Origin of the sequence: Chitinophaga sp. RCC_12 (genome assembly GCF_041360695.1) — a bacterium.
Lineage (GTDB): Bacteria > Bacteroidota > Bacteroidia > Chitinophagales > Chitinophagaceae > Chitinophaga.
Window position 1 is genome coordinate 668,883 of the sequence record NZ_JBFUPS010000001.1, and the last position, 16,185, is coordinate 685,067.

18 protein-coding genes are annotated in these 16,185 nt (G+C 45.2%); 5 read left to right on the top strand and 13 right to left on the bottom strand.

All coding sequences use genetic code 11. From position 1 onward, the window contains the following. The first annotated feature begins 153 nt into the window (after positions 1-153). The gene (locus AB6805_RS02740) at positions 154-987 is read left to right on the top strand and encodes a hypothetical protein (RefSeq protein ID WP_370907931.1); all 834 of its coding nucleotides are present in this window, start codon (positions 154-156) and stop codon (positions 985-987) included. Positions 988-1,368: 381 nt separating this feature from the next. On the opposite strand, the gene AB6805_RS02745 is transcribed toward AB6805_RS02740, so the two are convergent. Both AB6805_RS02745 and AB6805_RS02750 read right to left on the bottom strand, forming a co-directional pair. Then, positions 1,369-2,769, bottom strand: a complete 1,401-nt coding sequence (locus AB6805_RS02745; protein ID WP_370907932.1) for an arginine decarboxylase — start codon at positions 2,767-2,769, stop codon at positions 1,369-1,371. A gap of 261 nt (positions 2,770-3,030) precedes the next feature. Continuing rightward, a complete protein-coding gene (locus AB6805_RS02750; protein ID WP_370907933.1) occupies positions 3,031-3,657 on the bottom strand; it encodes a WbqC family protein in 627 nt (208 codons plus the stop codon). A 416-nt stretch (positions 3,658-4,073) separates the two neighbouring features. Here AB6805_RS02750 and AB6805_RS02755 point away from each other — a divergent pair, with 416 nt between their 5' ends. Continuing rightward, positions 4,074-4,529 (top strand): LEA type 2 family protein, encoded by a 456-nt coding sequence (locus tag AB6805_RS02755; protein WP_079473358.1) that lies wholly within the window; start codon positions 4,074-4,076, stop codon positions 4,527-4,529. Between the two features lie 329 nt (positions 4,530-4,858). Here AB6805_RS02755 and AB6805_RS02760 read toward each other — a convergent pair whose 3' ends face one another. After that, complete coding sequence (locus tag AB6805_RS02760) at positions 4,859-5,233, bottom strand: heavy-metal-associated domain-containing protein (RefSeq protein WP_370907934.1); 375 nt, start codon at positions 5,231-5,233, stop codon at positions 4,859-4,861. A 52-nt stretch (positions 5,234-5,285) separates the two neighbouring features. Next, positions 5,286-5,921, bottom strand: a complete 636-nt coding sequence (gene pyrE / locus AB6805_RS02765) for an orotate phosphoribosyltransferase (RefSeq protein ID WP_370907935.1) — start codon at positions 5,919-5,921, stop codon at positions 5,286-5,288. A 135-nt stretch (positions 5,922-6,056) separates the two neighbouring features. Between pyrE and AB6805_RS02770 the strand changes: the two genes are divergently transcribed. Then, the gene (locus tag AB6805_RS02770; protein ID WP_370907936.1) at positions 6,057-6,677 is read left to right on the top strand and encodes an NUDIX hydrolase; all 621 of its coding nucleotides are present in this window, start codon (positions 6,057-6,059) and stop codon (positions 6,675-6,677) included. A gap of 50 nt (positions 6,678-6,727) precedes the next feature. Here AB6805_RS02770 and AB6805_RS02775 read toward each other — a convergent pair whose 3' ends face one another. The 4 genes from AB6805_RS02775 to AB6805_RS02790 are packed head-to-tail and all read right to left on the bottom strand — an operon-like array spanning position 6,728 to position 9,098. Then, positions 6,728-7,159, bottom strand: coding sequence for a hotdog fold thioesterase (locus tag AB6805_RS02775; RefSeq protein WP_370907937.1), 432 nt, complete (start codon positions 7,157-7,159; stop codon positions 6,728-6,730). 18 nt (positions 7,160-7,177) lie between these two features. Continuing rightward, complete coding sequence (coaD, locus tag AB6805_RS02780; protein WP_370907938.1) at positions 7,178-7,654, bottom strand: pantetheine-phosphate adenylyltransferase; 477 nt, start codon at positions 7,652-7,654, stop codon at positions 7,178-7,180. 29 nt (positions 7,655-7,683) lie between these two features. Beyond that, positions 7,684-8,238, bottom strand: a complete 555-nt coding sequence (locus AB6805_RS02785) for an RsmD family RNA methyltransferase (protein ID WP_370907939.1) — start codon at positions 8,236-8,238, stop codon at positions 7,684-7,686. After that, complete coding sequence (locus AB6805_RS02790; protein ID WP_370907940.1) at positions 8,229-9,098, bottom strand: DUF3822 family protein; 870 nt, start codon at positions 9,096-9,098, stop codon at positions 8,229-8,231. Before AB6805_RS02790 ends, AB6805_RS02785 begins: the two co-directional genes overlap by 10 nt. Positions 9,099-9,238: 140 nt before the next feature. On the opposite strand from AB6805_RS02790, the gene AB6805_RS02795 reads away from it, so the two are divergent. Then, positions 9,239-10,570, top strand: coding sequence for an MATE family efflux transporter (locus tag AB6805_RS02795; protein ID WP_370907941.1), 1,332 nt, complete (start codon positions 9,239-9,241; stop codon positions 10,568-10,570). Positions 10,571-10,658: 88 nt separating this feature from the next. On the opposite strand, the gene AB6805_RS02800 is transcribed toward AB6805_RS02795, so the two are convergent. The 5 genes from AB6805_RS02800 to AB6805_RS02820 all read right to left on the bottom strand — a co-directional run bounded on the left by AB6805_RS02800 (position 10,659) and on the right by AB6805_RS02820 (position 14,771). Then, the gene (locus tag AB6805_RS02800) at positions 10,659-11,414 is read right to left on the bottom strand and encodes a hypothetical protein (protein WP_370907942.1); all 756 of its coding nucleotides are present in this window, start codon (positions 11,412-11,414) and stop codon (positions 10,659-10,661) included. Positions 11,415-11,502: 88 nt separating this feature from the next. Then, positions 11,503-11,853 (bottom strand): dihydroneopterin aldolase, encoded by a 351-nt coding sequence (folB, locus tag AB6805_RS02805; RefSeq protein ID WP_079473347.1) that lies wholly within the window; start codon positions 11,851-11,853, stop codon positions 11,503-11,505. Positions 11,854-11,931: 78 nt separating this feature from the next. After that, entirely contained in the window at positions 11,932-12,882 is a 951-nt protein-coding gene (gene trxB / locus AB6805_RS02810; RefSeq protein ID WP_370907943.1) for a thioredoxin-disulfide reductase, read from the bottom strand. Between the two features lie 20 nt (positions 12,883-12,902). After that, positions 12,903-13,778 (bottom strand): DUF4249 domain-containing protein, encoded by an 876-nt coding sequence (locus tag AB6805_RS02815; RefSeq protein WP_370907944.1) that lies wholly within the window; start codon positions 13,776-13,778, stop codon positions 12,903-12,905. A 135-nt stretch (positions 13,779-13,913) separates the two neighbouring features. Continuing rightward, a complete protein-coding gene (locus tag AB6805_RS02820) occupies positions 13,914-14,771 on the bottom strand; it encodes an RNA polymerase sigma factor RpoD/SigA (protein ID WP_012793808.1) in 858 nt (285 codons plus the stop codon). Between the two features lie 328 nt (positions 14,772-15,099). On the opposite strand from AB6805_RS02820, the gene AB6805_RS02825 reads away from it, so the two are divergent. Then, positions 15,100-16,116 carry a low specificity L-threonine aldolase gene (locus tag AB6805_RS02825; protein ID WP_370907945.1) on the top strand — a complete coding sequence of 339 codons (1,017 nt, stop codon included), beginning with the start codon at positions 15,100-15,102 and terminating at the stop codon, positions 16,114-16,116. Positions 16,117-16,185: the final 69 nt, after the last annotated feature.

The following is a 16,185-nucleotide window of genomic DNA, read 5'->3' on the forward strand; positions in this document are numbered from 1 at the left end:
CAGGGCTTCCTGTAAAAAGGAGGCCCGCTGTAGTAACATGAGGGTTTAAAAGGGATGCCTGTAAAGGCGTCCCTTTTTTTGTGTATAATTCACACGAACGTTGAATCTGCTATTGTTTATTATGCAATAATTTGCCTCTCTAAGCACGCACTCATGGCAAAGCTCTTCCCGAAAGGCTGGTTACTCATAAAAAGCATTTACCTGAACACTGAAAAAGCAGTGATAGGCAGCATGCTTCTTCATACAGAGAATTCATACGAACAAGCGAAGATCAAACTGATCTTTGATTATGCTTTCTTCTATATTATGCTGCTCCTGAGCTTCCTCTTTGTAAATATGCTCAGCCAGAATACCGTGAATATCATCATCATTCCTGTGATCATTCTCGATCTGGCCATTTGCCTTTTACTGCTGAAAAAAGGAATGAGCGCTAAAACAGTTGGCCTGTTTGCCTCTTTATCCACACTCATTCTTCCTATTTTTTCGTCCCTGCTGAACAACCAGGACCTCGGCCCCAAATACACGCTGATATGGGTAATGAGTATCCTCGTTTGCTATATTACCGTCAACCTGTTCACCGCCCTCATCTGGAGCCTGATCCTTTGTACCTACCTGATGGCCGTTGCCTGGATCAAGATCAATAATGTGATGATATTCGTTTCACCTGGTTATTCATCTGCTTTCCAATACCTGGCTAACCCGTTTACGGTAGGCATGTATGTATTGTTCTTCATCAGGGCGCTGGGGCAATACTACCGCAACCTCATTTCTATGGAACAAATGAGAACCGCTGAAAAGCAAAAGCAACATTTATCGCTGATCAATCAACACCTGACCAAGCAGTTTTTACTGGTAAAAGGATTTTCGGCCTCAGGGAAAACAGCCGTTTTGAAAGGGGAAACAGAGTTACTGGAAAGTTGTTTTGAAGAAATTGAAAAGCATTGCGGCTCCGCTGTCGACTACCTCAATGATTCTCAGGCGAAATGATACCTACACATCTGTGTTATAAAAGAATGCTTCCATATTAATATTATTCCTGCTATACTAATATGTAAATATTACCGTTTGCAGCGTTTTCGAACATTATGATAATAAATTCATCATTCTTACTGTATTCGGGGTAAAAACAGATTAGAAAAAATTACAACTTTTAGGGCTTACTGATACCTCCCGATAACACTATCTTTGTAAGATCAAATATTCATCTCCTATTTTCCTTATGCCGGATGAATATCATCTAACCTATGCCATGATAGGGCTTTCAGTAAAATGAAAGCCTTTTTTTATCAAACTGAGAGAAAAAAAATGAAAAAAAATAAGCCCCCCGAATAATCGGGGGGCTTTCAGTAGGATTACTAACCCATTTTTTTAATAACCCAAAATCTTCAGCATGCTCTGGGCGGTTTGCTCCTTGGCATATAACCAATCTTTCAACTGCCCGTTCTTGTCGTATCCTACAATCACATGTTTGGGTGAAGGAATAAGACAATGCTTGATGCCTCCGTATCCGCTCAGCTGGTCCTGATAGGCCCCTGTATGGAAAAATCCGATGTACAGCGGCTCTCCGGATGCCTGTTGCTTTGGCAGGAACACGGCGTTAATATGTTCTTCAGATGTGTAAAAATCGTAGCCGTCACAGGTAAGTCCACCGAGATGCACCTCCTGGTATTCCTGGTCCCATTTATTAATAGGTAACATCAGGAACTTTTCACCAATGCCCCATGTATCAGGTAACGTAGTAATGAAAGAACTATCGATCATGTACCAGGACTCCCTGTCATTCTGCATTTTTTCACCTATCACACTATAGATTACCGCGCCGCTTTCGCCTACGGTAAAGGAACCAAACTCCGTGTAAATATTCGGTACAGGCACCTTATTCTTTTTACACATACTCTTAATGTTGGCCACAATCTCGTTTACGATATAGTTGTAATCATAATCGAAGCCCAAAGAGTGCTTGATCGGGAATCCGCCTCCAATATTGATACTGTCCAGTTCAGGGCAGATCTTCTTCAGCTGGCAATAGAGATTTATTACACGGTTAAACTGGCTCCAGTAATAAATATCGTCTTTAATCCCTTTATTCATGAAGAAGTGCAGCATTTTCAGCTCAAACTTCTCATTACCTTTTATTTTATCTACATAATATTCAAGGATATCACGCGGAGGAATGCCCAGCCTGGAGGTATAAAAGTCGAAACTTGGCTCCTCTTCCGCTGCTACCCTCAATCCCAGTTTCACCTTATCCTTACTCCTGATATTCCGCTTATAATCTTCCAGCTCTTCCTTATTATCCAGGATCGGCAGCACATTTTTAAACCCGCTGTTGATCAGTCGCGCTATGGCCCTGGTATATGCTTTGGTCTTAAAACCATTACAAATCACATAGGTCTCCTTATTTATCTTCTTGCGCTCATATAATTTATTGACGATATCAATATCATATGCAAAAGAAGTTTCAATATGTACCCCATGCTTCAGGGTCTCCTCCATAATAAAGGAGAAATGCGAACTTTTAGTACAATAGCAGTAAAAATACTCACCTTCGTACCTGTTCTTCTTAATGGCGTCATGGAACATTTTCTTCGCCTTATTAATCTGCATCCCGATTTTGGGCAGGAAGGTCAGTTTAAAGGGTGTTCCATATTTGTCTATCAATGCCTTTATATCCAAACCATTAAATTCCAGGTAGTTGTCTTTTACTTCAAAGCCCTCCTGGGGAAATTCAAAGGTCTGTTTTACCAGGTCTGTGTAGGTGTTGTTCATTTAGTACTGCAAATGAATTTTAGGAATTAGTAATAGAAAAAAATAACAGGATAACAATCCTTTTTTCCCTCACTGGGAAACTCCTGGTTTACACACCTACGTCAGTTCGAACCCCAGCAAAATAGGTTGCAAATCTAAAGATTTTGTTGATTGCCACCTCAATTTTTTTCGGGAGGTATTCCTCGGAAAAGCGCAAATACCCGGGCAAATATACAAACAATTACAAGCCAACAAGTTAAATAATATTATTTGCTATTCCATTCAACCCTTTTTCAGGATCTCCAACGATTGCTTTCCCTCACAAAAAAGAAGATCCAGGATACTCAGTCCGGGTATGAAGCCGGTACGCTCCTGGAACACCTGCGTATAGCCGGGCTCGCTTTTCGTAACCGGGCCCGGCAGTATGCTTTCGCGCGCATCTGTTATACCGGACACTTCCTTTTCATAACTTTCGGTATAGATAATGGGCACCTCAATGCCGAGCTTGCTATTCACCCATTCAAAACATGCCAGGTTCCAATCCATTAAAAATTGAAACGGCTTTTCAAATAAAACCTGCAGGTCCGCCTCGTAATATTCAAACCAGGGCGACCGCCTGTAAGCAGACACCAGCGTTTTCCAATGCAAACCCTGCCATTTTTCCTCATTACTGATCCTTACGTCCTTCATCACGGTCCGTTGATTCTTCCCCCGCGCCAACGGCACACTTAAAATCATCCGGCCGTTTGGCCCGGCAACATAACAACGGTTCCTGTAACTGAGCTTTTGATAGTGCTCATATTTCTCAATCTTTAATATGTCGTGCTTTATTAAAGTCTTATATGAATCAATTGGCGGAAAATATTGAGATTCAATTAACAATACCTTCTCTTTTACATTCTCTGTCATAATGTCAAAATTTTGCATGCAGGTGTTGGAATTCCGTTCGTTTCACCTGACAATCACTTATACCTAAATACTTAACAATTAACTTTAAGTAAATGATAAACAATTCATAGAATTATTAATCATATGCTAAATAAATTAGCATAACCTACTTTCAGCAAATGATTACCGAAATGCAAAAATACTAAAGAAATTAGTGGCTTTTTTGTTCAATTTTAGCGAACTCAGGAAGGATCACGAAGATAGCATATTTCTTTAAAACAAGCTTTTATTTATATGTGTTTTATGCATTAATTATCTAAGCAGCCTCCCCCGTTTTCAGAACCTCCCCCGTTAAAAGTTTCCCAAATCCCACCCGATTTTTTGATAACTAAAAGCTTTGCAGTAGGTTTACATAAACTAAAATACCTGGTCAACTGATGAAAGTGTTCCGATTATTAGCCGCTGTTTTTCTGATCTGGGGAGTAGCAAGCTCCTGCGAAAAAAACAAGGATATTCAATTTGTGAGAGTAGCCGGTATCAGTATGGATGAGCTAGGTATGTCCAAAAGTATTGTACGGATGACCCTGGCATATTACAATCCGAACAACTATCGCCTCCAGTTAAAAGATGCCAACTTCGACCTGTTTTTTGATGACACCCAGGTAGGTCACTCCCTCCAGGATACCACCATTTCCATTCCGGCAAGGGACACTTTTTACTTCCCCGTGAAATTGGAAGTGAACATGGCCAACGTATTCAAAAATGCATTAAGCGCTTTCGCCAATAAAGAAGTAACCATCAAAGCCACCGGAAATTGTAAAGTAGGTAAGGCGGGTATTTTTCTTCCTTTCCCGATAAAATGCGAAACCAAACAAGCGCTGAATTTCTTTTAATCCGGCTATAAACGGCGTTCCAATAAGACAATAATTTCTAGAATATGCCCGCTTTCAGCAGTGCTTCTGAGCGCAGACAACCGTAAGCTGTGAACCTCCCCAGGGAAAGCAGGCGCATATTTATTTCAGCAGGATCGGATTGGAAAGCGTTTGCTGGCATGCGGAAAGATGATGCTTCAGCGGATTAAACAGTATCGGAATAACGGTAAGCTTTAAAGGATGGAGCTTTTCAGGTAATGCGGATACGGCTGGCAGAAAGCCACGCCAGAAAACAGCTCAGCCTTCAGTAAACCGACAAACCGCCGGACACCAAAGGCTGAACAAGTTGATTAATGTTTTTTCGGGTCCATACCACCGCCATCTTCCGGCTTCTTGCAGCAGGTAGGCAATTTGGCGTAAGATTCCGGGTTGGCTGTTACATTATCGGCATCATACCCCGCATTGGCAATACCCGTTTTGACATTCTCAATGTTGGTACGGTCGGTATAGTACTTCACCGTTGTAATATGCTTCTTGAAATCCACTTTTACTGATTGTACACCCTCTTCATGTGACATATACCGCTCAATACGGTTTTTGCACGACTCACACTGTACGGTTGGCGTACTGATCTTCGCTGTTTCCACAGCTTTCTGCTTTTGCTGTGCCATTGCCACGCCAACGCCGGCAAACAGGAACAACACTACTAATTTTAGGATACGCATAGTTGTAATATTAATACCCGAATATACAAAATAAGTGATATACAATTTTCAGCTACTTACCCCACTGGTCCGGTGCACTTCTCCAGGCCTGCAGCGTAGCTATTTCGTCGGCAGATACAATGCCCTTTTCCTCGGCCAGGGCAATCATAGCGGAATAATTGCTCAATGAATAAAACGGCACACCCGCTGTTTCAAAAGCTTTTACTGCTATATCAAAACCATAGTTGAAGATAGATACCATCCCGATCACTTCCCCACCAGCCGCACGAATGGCCTGCACTGCTTCCAGGCTGCTTTTGCCCGTAGAAATCAGGTCTTCAATCACCACCACCGGCTGTCCGGGTTGCAATACCCCTTCAATCTGGTTCCCCATACCATGTTCTTTCGGCTTGGATCTTACATAAATAAACGGCAGCTTCAGCTGATCCGCTACCAGCGCGCCATGTGGAATACCAGCAGTAGCTACTCCGGCAATCACGGCTGCATCAGGGAAGGTTTCAAACACCAGGTTGCACAACTCTGATTTAATATAGTCACGCACATAAGGGAAAGATAAGATCTTCCTGTTATCGCAATAGATCGGCGATTTCCAGCCGGAAGCCCATGTAAAAGGCTGTGCAGGGCTTAACTTCACGGCCTGCACCTGCAGTAACTTTTCTGCAACTTGTTTTTCGCTTACTTTATTCATACAACCGCCAAAAGTACTATCATTTTATTCAATTTACGAATTACAATAAACGAATTTGCAGAGAGCGCCGGGAATAGGTTTCTATCTTCCTAAATTCTCAATTTGTATTTCATAATTGATAATTACATTTGCGGCATGCAAGCAAATATTACGATCTATCTCAACGAGCGCCCACTCCTGCTGAGTGCCGATACCACTACCATCCCGGCCCACTTTAACGGCGCCAAAGTATACGATAACCCGGATACAAAAAAGATGGAAAATGTATTGCAGAAACTGGAAGATGGGAAAAAAGAGGCAGCAGTGTTTATTGCACCGGATGTAAAACAACTTTTCAAGAAAGTATCGCTGCATTTTACTACCCTCGTGGCTGCCGGGGGATTAATCACCAATCCCGACGGTGAAGTGCTCATGATGTTCCGCCGCGGCAAATGGGACCTGCCTAAAGGCAAACAGGACCCGGGGGAAGACCTCGAAACCTGCGCGCTACGGGAAGTAGCGGAAGAAACCGGCCTGCACAACGTTTCTCTGGAACATAAAATCACAGAAACGTTTCACTACTATCCCATGAAAAATAAAAAAGTATTAAAACATACCTACTGGTACCGGATGTTGTTTACCGGCACAGAATTAACGGTACCACAAATAGAAGAAGACATCCAGGACCTGCAATGGATCAAACCTGGCAACGTGGAAAAATACCTGAAATACTCTTACGAAAATATCAGGGAAGTGTTCAGGGCCGCAAATATCTAGTTTTGTTTTGTTTAGTTCCGCATCCTGGTTATGCGGAACTAAATACCTCTCTACCTTTTCGCCAGTATCGCCACCGTAAGGCGGCTTACGCACACCAGCTTGTGATGATCATCGGTAATACGGATGTCCCATACATGGCTGGTGCTCCCGATATGCAACGGCCGGGCGCAGGCATGCACATAACCTTCTTTCACTCCTCTTATATGGTTGGCATTGATTTCCATGCCCACACAGATCTGCTTCTCCGGGTCTATGATCAATCCGGATGCCATACTGCCTACCGTTTCTGCCAGCGCCGCGGATGCGCCGCCATGCAGTAACCCATAGGGCTGTATGGTTCTGTGATCAACCGGCATCATCATTTTAAGATAATCCGGACCTATTTCCGTAAACTCCATCCCTAGACAGGTAGCCATGGTAGTGCCACCCATCTCATTCAACTGGTCCAGTGAGATCTTAGTATTATGCCAGATCGTTTTCATATTATCTGCTTTATAAAATTATTTCTTCGTGCGTTTAATGCCTTCCAGCACGGCGGGCGGCAGGAAAGGCGACACATCTCCACCGTATTTGTAAATATCCCTCACCAGGGTAGATGCAATACTGGAGTACTGTGGAACAGTCGTTAAAAAGATCGTTTCAATGCCCGGCGCCACGGTACGGTTTACATCAGCGATCGCCTTTTCATATTCAAAATCACTTACGTAACGGATACCGCGCAAAATAAAACGGGCGTCCAGTTGCTTACAGAAGTCAATGGTGAGTCCCGAATACGAAGCCACTTCCACCCGCGGATCATCTTTATAGATCTCCCTGATCCAGCTCATCCGCTCTTCCAGTGCAAACATAGGGGTTTTACTGCTGTTTACCCCGATCCCGATCACGAGGCGGTCAAACAGATCAAGCCCGCGGTTAATGACGTCCGTATGTCCCAGCGTTATAGGGTCAAATGTACCTGGGAATAAACAAGTTCTCATAAGGGTGCGATTGATTGATAGATAAACGGTCAGCGTTTTAATTCCTCCCGGTTAATAAAAATGGAGAACACCGTTGCGCCATAGTTCCTTTCAGAACGGTACCAGGAATAATCCTGGAACTTCTTATGCTGGGTATGTTCCACCACCAGCCAGCCTTCCGGGTTCAGTAATTCCTTTTCAAATATCAGTCCCGGTAACTGATCCAGTGTTGCCATCATATATGGCGGATCAGCAAAAATGAAATCAAATTTTTCTGTGCATTGCTGGAGGTATTTGAAAACGTCCATTTTTACCGTTTTCAGGTTTTCAATCCCCAACGACAAAGCCGTTTTACTGATAAAAGCAGCCATTGCCGGGTCTTTCTCCACCACAGTCATATCAGTGGCGCCCCTGGAAGCCAGCTCAAAGCTGATACTGCCGGTGCCGCCAAAAATATCCAGTGTTTTTAAAGATGGAATATCCAGGTTGTTTTCGATAATATTAAACAATCCGCCTTTTGCAATATCTGTAGTTGGCCGGGTATGCGGCATTTTTGCAGGCGGTTGTATCTTTCGTCCCCCACTCGTTCCTCCGATTATACGCATAATGCTAACGCATATAAGTTATGAAAATAATAGCCCGGGATTTCCTGCATTTTTGTAATGTAACTGAAACCCGGGATTCGTTGTATCCATTCCAGGTGTGGTATAAACTTATACATCTCCTTGTATACGCCGGCATCCGTAGCCACCACTCCTCCCAGCTTTACTTTCACCAGCTGCTCATTCAGCTCCAGCTGACGAAGCACGTTCACCAGGGCATACACCACATCCAACCCGGTTTGGTAATCGCTTTCCTGTTGAATCAGGAGCTTACCGCCGGCATAAACCGTCATCGTAAAGCGGTGCTGATCCACCTCTATAAAGGCCACGCCGTCCTTTGCCTTGAAATCCAGGTCCGTCGGGTAAGATTGCAACAGGGCCGAATGGGCATGTATCACCAGGTCCGTGGAAAACTCCTTGCGTAAAAACCCAAGCAGGTCTTTATCCACGCTGTAAACATTTACCATTGGCAGGGCCGGCAGCAAATCCGACAGGATGGCCTCCTGCATTTTCTCCGGGGCGCCCAGGTGCAGAAAGTCCTTCTTCAGCGAGGGCGAATAGTACGTATGCGGTACCAGCACACCTCCACCGGTATTAAAAGCCAGCAAAATAGATTTAAAGGCAGTAAACAACAGTTTGTCGGTATCAAACACCTGTTCTATCATCTCCAGATCGGCCAGGGCCAGCTTCCGGGGGGTAAAATGATAGGACTTCAACGCCAGGAATTTCTTTGCAACCGGATCAAACACTACATAGCTGAATGTTCCGCTTCCTACCAGTACCAGTAAATTACAGGCAGTGAGATCAGTTTCCAGCAGGGTTTCATCGTCTACTGTAAATGCAGGATGGATGTTATAAGCCACGGGCATATTTAACCTTTCAAATGAATTACAATAATACTCTTTTTAGTTAATTGGTGAGGGCGTTTTGTTGTTTTATATAAGGGAGATGATCAACAGATAGCCATATCTTTGTTGCTATACCCATAATCGGCTAAAGATTCATGCAACTGGAAGTCACCACCCGGCAAATTATCAAAATAGCAGGCCCCATCTGCCTGGCGCTCATTATTCCGCAGATCAACCACATCACCAATACCGCCTTCGTAGGGCGCCTGGGCGAATTTGAACTGGCCGCCAACGGGATCGCCGGTATCTACTACCTGGTGATGTACATGATTGCCTATGGCCTTAACAACGGCATGCAGGTGCTCATTGCCCGCAGGGCCGGCCAGCAGCAGTTTTCCGGCATCGGGCAACTGTTCTCCAATGGCATACAGGTTGGACTCTTTTTCTCCGGGATCGCTATTTTACTCACCCTGCTGGCAGCGCCCTGGTTCTTTTCCAAAAGCCTGCACGATAACCATATCATTGCTGCAGCCGTTTCGTTTATCCGTATCCGTATATGGGGCCTTCCTTTTCTCATGCTGCTGAATATGGCCAACGCATTTTATATTGGCAGCGGCCACTCCAGGGTGCTGGCGGTTACCTCGCTTTTCCAGGAAATGATGAACATTTTCTTCGATTATACGCTCATCTTCGGTAAACTGGGATTCCCGGCGATGGGGCTCAACGGCGCCGCCACGGCCTCCGTGATTGCGGAAGTTACCGGTTGCGGGGTCGCTTTCAGCATCCTCTTCGGGAAGCGTTATCACCTGCAATACAGCCTGTTCAGCTATTTGCGGCTCAACTGGAGCATTGTCCGCAACATCCTCAACGTATCCGCACCACTGATTGTGCAGTTCCTTTTCAGCATCGGCGGATGGTTCGTATTCTTTATTTTCATCGAGCACCTGGGCGAACGCCCGCTCGCCGTATCCAATATGCTCCGCAGTATTTTTGGCTTCTTTGGCATCTTCACCTGGGCGCTGGCGGCGGCCTGTAATACCATGGTGAGCAATATCATCGGGCAGGGGCGGCCAGAACAGGTTTTCCCTATCATCCGGAAAATTGTGGCGCTCAGCGCAGGATGTGCTATTGCCATGTGCGTGGTGGTTAACCTCTTCCCCTATACGTTGCTGCACATTTACACCAACAGTGCCGACCTGATCACCATGGCCATTCCTTCCATCCGGATCATTACGCTAAGCACCATCCTGATGGCGATAGCAGCGGTAGTAATGAGCGGCGTGGTGGGTACCGGCAATACGAAAATCAACCTGGTAACGGAAATTATCGCCGTTATCGGCTACCTGGTATACTGCAATATTGTAATTGAAAGAATGCGCAGTGCGCTGCACTGGGCCTGGGGAGCAGACTTTATCTACTGGATCATTATCTTCGGAATAAGTTACTGGTACCTGCGCAGCGGCAAATGGAAAGGAAAAGAAATCTAAAAGTCGCTTCTATAATCTAAAAATCATAACAACATCAATCAACGAAATCAATAAAATCACCGTTAATCCTGGGAAAGACAACCTTCGCTTACTGCAAATCATCCAGCATTTTCCTACAATCCACTTTGATCCCGGCATCATCCTGGGTGATATTGCGCAGGGTGAGCGCTTTCTTCAGCACTTCAATGGCTTTTTCCTGCTGGTCATCGGCTTTATAGGCGCGGGCCAGTTCATAATAATTGAGGATAAAAGCGGGGTCCAGCTGCCGGCACTTTTCATAATTGCTGATAGCATTTGCCAGTGAGCCATCCGGCAATCCGCCAAAAAGCATTTTGGCTGCGCCTCTTTCAAAGGCGTTCAGGTTGGCTACTTCATAATTCCATTTACCTAAAACGTGATAGCCCTGTGCGAGGGAAGGGTTAAACTTCACCGACAGTTCCGCATATTTCTTTACTTCTTTGGAAGCGGCAACTTTATCTTTTGCACCGGAGATCAGCGCCATACGCCCCATTGCAATAGCCATCGATAAATTGGATTCTGGACTATTGGGATTTACCTTAAGCGCTTGCTCCGCATAGCTTTTAGCGAGATTAAAATAACTGATCTTATCGTCTTTACTTTTCTGCCGGTTGCCAATGCGGGAACATAACTGGCTAGCCTGGTTCAATGCGTCCAGTTCCGACGGTTGTATTTTGAGGATGTCCTTATCTTTTTCAAATGCTTCGCTTTCCTTCATCTGTTTCTCCAGCTGCCTGGCTTCTTCTACCATTTCACTGACACTCTGGGCCTGTACAAACAGTACCGCTGATAATAAAAAGCAAACTGCCATGATCCGTTTCAACATAGGACAGGTTTTTACAGCGTAAGAATTTGTTGATTAACTTATAGCTATAAATTTACGGAAACATCATATATATCCCAAAAAATACTAACTAGTAATCCTTCTCCAGGGAAACCAGCGAGTTGCGCACAGTAGCGCCCATGGGCGGATTCATTTTGCGGAGGGTAACAGTGCTGTGCTGGATACCGGGATACCGTTGCTTGAGTGCGTCGGTTAATTCATACACCACTTCTTCCAGTAATGGGCGGGGAACGGCCATCACGGCCTTTGCTATTTCATAGATGCCCTGGTAGTTAACCGTTTCAGACAAATCATCTACGGGCACGGTGCCGGGTATACGAACTGCCACATCCAATACAAAATGATTACCGATGATGGTTTCTTCCGGGTATAAGCCGTGGTAAGCGTAGAAAGTAGCCTGTTCGAGGGCGATGGTAAGCATAAGCGGAAATTACGGACAACAAATAACGGATTTACAGGAATGTTCTCCCTGTAAATCCATTATTCATTATCCTGTTTATTATTGGTGGTGTTCTTTTGCTGATAAATATCTTTCTGCATCCAGGGCGGCCATACATCCGCTGCCGGCGGCAGTTACCGCCTGGCGGTAAATTTTATCCTGTACATCACCGCAGGCAAACACCCCTTCCACGCTGGTACGGCTGGTGCCTGGTTCTGTAACAATATATTCCTGGTCGTCCAGTGTCAGATAGTCTTTAAAGATACCGGAGTTGGGCTGGTGACCAATAGCTACAAAGAATGCGCTTACCGGTATTTCCTTCTTTTCACCGGTTTTGTTATTTAGGATGCGCAGTCCTTCTACTTTCTTATCTCCCAGTACTTCGTCTGTTTCGGAATTCCAGTATACGATGATATTGGAAGTTTTCAGTACGCGGTCCTGCATTACTTTGGAAGCGCGCATTTCATGACGGCGCACCAGCATATGCACAGTGCTGCACATTTTAGAAAGATAAAGTGCTTCTTCAGCAGCGGTATCACCGGCGCCTACAATAGCCACTTCTTTACCACGGAAGAAGAATCCGTCGCAAACAGCGCAGGCGCTTACGCCGCTGCCGTTCAAACGTTGCTCGGAAGGAAGTCCCAGCCATTTGGCAGAGGCGCCGGTGGCGATAATGATCGCATCGGCAGTAATTTCCTTCTCTTCGTCGATCGTTACTTTATAAGGTTGTTTACTGAAATCCACGGAAGTAGCCAAACCATAACGGATGTCGGCACCCATGCGGGCCGCCTGTTTTTCAAAATCCACCATCATTTCCGGTCCCTGAATACCTTCCGGATAACCAGGATAGTTTTCAACTTCAGTGGTGATGGTTAATTGTCCGCCGGGCTGAATGCCCTGGTATAATACTGGTTTAAGGTTGGCTCTTGCAGCATAAATTGCAGCGGTATAACCGGCAGGGCCGGAACCGATGATCAATAAGTGTACATGCTCTTGTTGCTTGTTTTCCATTTTGTTTGCTGTATGTATAATTACCTGCTAATAATAATTGTTTTATAGGTTACTGTATACCCGCCCCAGTAGCCTAATGCGCCGGGTACATTTCCAAGTATCTTCGTGGGCGATGAAAATGGATTGCCATTACTGTTATAGGCAAAATCAAGCGTTCGCCAGAAATCCCAGGTTGCTTTGTCAATATTACAAAACTTCAGGGTAACGGTATCCCCCGGTTCAAAGAACTCATCGGGCCTGTCATCCGGATCCAGGTTCTTATTAACGCCGGCGTCCACAGGAATTTCAAATGTTGTGCCGTTCACCAGCTGGTCATCCAGCACAGAATTCAGTCCGGGTAAATAGGGCTCACTGTTTCGCCGGGTAAAGTACCTCGCATAGTTCCCAAACGCAGGAGCATCCGTGATCTTCACCCACAGGCGGGCTTTCGTGGAGTCATCCACGGTCACCAATGTCCACCAGACCGAGTCCAGTTTCATGCCGCGCTGCGGTATAGTTGTCACAGATTCGTATGCCTTATTGTCAGCGTTGATACGTAAAGTATAGGTGCCCGGCACATTTCCGGTGAAGTTGTTTGCAGGCTGCGTAAGGTCCGGCAGGTATACAAAGAACTTCATGTTGCCGGTATCTATTGTCCGTTCCTTTAGTGTCATGGTTTTGCTGCCATTGGAAACGGTGACGGTGGCGTTATGAACAAAGGCATTCGTTAATACTGCCGGATCTATCTGTGAAAAATAGTTAAGGCTGTGTGTGAGAATTACCACCGGGTAGGAGCCGCTTTCAAATCTGCCTTCCACCACCAGTTGTGGTTCCTGTTGTGGCAGGTTAACACTGATATCTTTCTCGCAGGCGGCAAAGATCAGTATAACCAGGAGTAAGAAAAGCGGCATACGCATGAGTGCAAAAATAAGGGGTGTTCACTAAATAAGAACACCGGCCATGTATTTACAAGGCCGGTGTTCTTATAGAATAAAGAGGATTAGTAGATTTATCCTTTCGTTAATGTTAACTAACTAATGAATAAAGGTATTTTATCCCAGGTATGATTTCAGGGCGCCACTATAGCGGGCTTTCTGCAGCCTTTTGATAGCACGTTCTTTAATCTGCCTGATTCTTTCTTTAGTCAGATCGTATTTCTGACCGATTTGTTCGATTGTTGCGCCATTTTCACCATCCAGACCAAAATAAGCATTCACAATTTCAGCTTCGCGTGGGCTCAGGGATTTTAATACCCGGCGTATTTCCTCGCGGAGTGAATCTCTCATCACGTCGTCATCAGTAATATCTCCACCTTCCAGCAGGTCGCCCATTGCTACATCTTCTGCTTCGTGCACGGGTGCATCCAGAGACATGTGACGGGTGTTGCTTTGGAAGATATTGTTAATTTCTGATTCAGACATCTCCAGGATTTCTGCGAGCTCCTCGGTAGAAGGCTCACGCTCGTTTTCCTGCTCAAATGCCATGTAAGCTTTGTTAGCTTTATTATAGGTGCCAATTTTGTTTTGCGGAAGACGAACAAGACGACCCTGTTCAGCCAGCGCCTGCAGAATGGATTGGCGAATCCACCATACTGCATAAGAGATGAATTTGAAACCTTTCGTTTCATCGAAACGTTGTGCCGCCTTGATCAAGCCGAGATTACCTTCATTAATCAGGTCACTCAGGCTAAGGCCCTGGTGCTGATACTGCTTCGCAACAGAAACAACGAAACGTAAGTTTCCTGTAGTCAATCTTTCAAGAGCCTTTTGATCGCCCATTTTAATGCGTTGCGCCAAAACGGTCTCTTCCTCAGGTGTTAACAAAGGGATCTTCGAGATTTCCTGCAGGTACTTTTCTACCGCCTGCGAATCACGATTGGTGATCTGGGTGGCAATTTTAAGTTGCCTCATATGAAAAATTGTATTGGTTTATAAATAAATAACAGCGAAAGAAATTTTTTGTTCGAAACTTTTAAAATTATTAACTTACAAAGTTTCCCGCGCTTTATTGTTTTGTTTCAAAATAAGTCTGCAAAGATCGTGCTAACCAACCACTCTACCAAATCCTTCTTATATTTGCCAGCCATATAACAAAGTACAGTTTTATAACGGAATTTTATAGTGCTTTAGTCCCTGTACAGCGTTGGTTTATACAAATTTTAACAATTGATAAAGAATCATATTTAAATTAACATCTTAACTAATTTATTCGTTAAGCCGTTGCAAATTTTTCAATAAAATGATTGACTTTAGAAGCGACACTTTTACACGTCCCGGCCCTGGCATGTTACAGGCTATGCTGCAGGCAGAAACCGGTGATGACGTTTTCGGTGAAGATCCCAGCATCAACAAACTGGAAGCCATGATGGCAGAGTATTTTGGCAAACCGGCAGCCTTGTACTGCCCTTCCGGCACTATGAGTAACCAGGTTGCCATTAAAGTACATACGTTGCCCGGGGATGAAGTGGTTTGCAGTAATCTCGCTCACGTATATATTTATGAAGGAGGCGGCATCGCTTTCAACTCCGGCGCCCAGGTACACGCCCTCATCGGCGACCGTGGCATGATCCGCGCTACCCAGGTGGAAGCAGCCATTAACCCCGACGATGTGCATAAAGCCCGCACCAGCCTCGTTTGCCTCGAAAACACCTCCAACCGCGGCGGCGGATGCTGCTACGATTGGGAAGAAATGGTGAAAATAGGCGACGTGTGTAAAAAACATGGTCTCGCACTGCACCTCGACGGCGCCCGTCTCTTCAACGCGCTCGTGGCCACCGGCCAGGACCCCAAAACATACGGACAGCTATTCGACAGCATCTCCGTTTGCCTTAATAAAGGAATGGGATGCCCCATGGGCTCCGTACTGCTCGGCAGCGAAACATTTATCAAAGCCGCCAGGCGTATCCGCAAAAAACTCGGCGGCGGCCTCCGGCAAGCCGGATTTATGGCAGCTACCGGCATCTACGCCATGGAAAATAATATCGCCCGGCTGGCTGAAGACCACCACCACGCCAAACAACTGGCGCAGGCCCTCCTGGAAAAATCCTTCACCGGTCACATGCTCCCCGTGGAAACCAATATCCTCATCTTTGAAGTAACAGGCGACTGGACTCCGCAGCTCTTCGCAGATTACCTCAAAAAACAGGGTATCCTCGTAATGGCCATCTCACCAACGCAGGTAAGAATAGTCACCCACCTCGATGTTACACCGGAAATGATTGCACAAACCTGCGAAATCATCGCAGAGATGGCATAACGGAAAGGGCAACTATTACTGTCCTTTAAATTTCCATCTCTCCTTAATCTCCGTTATTTTTGCAACCTT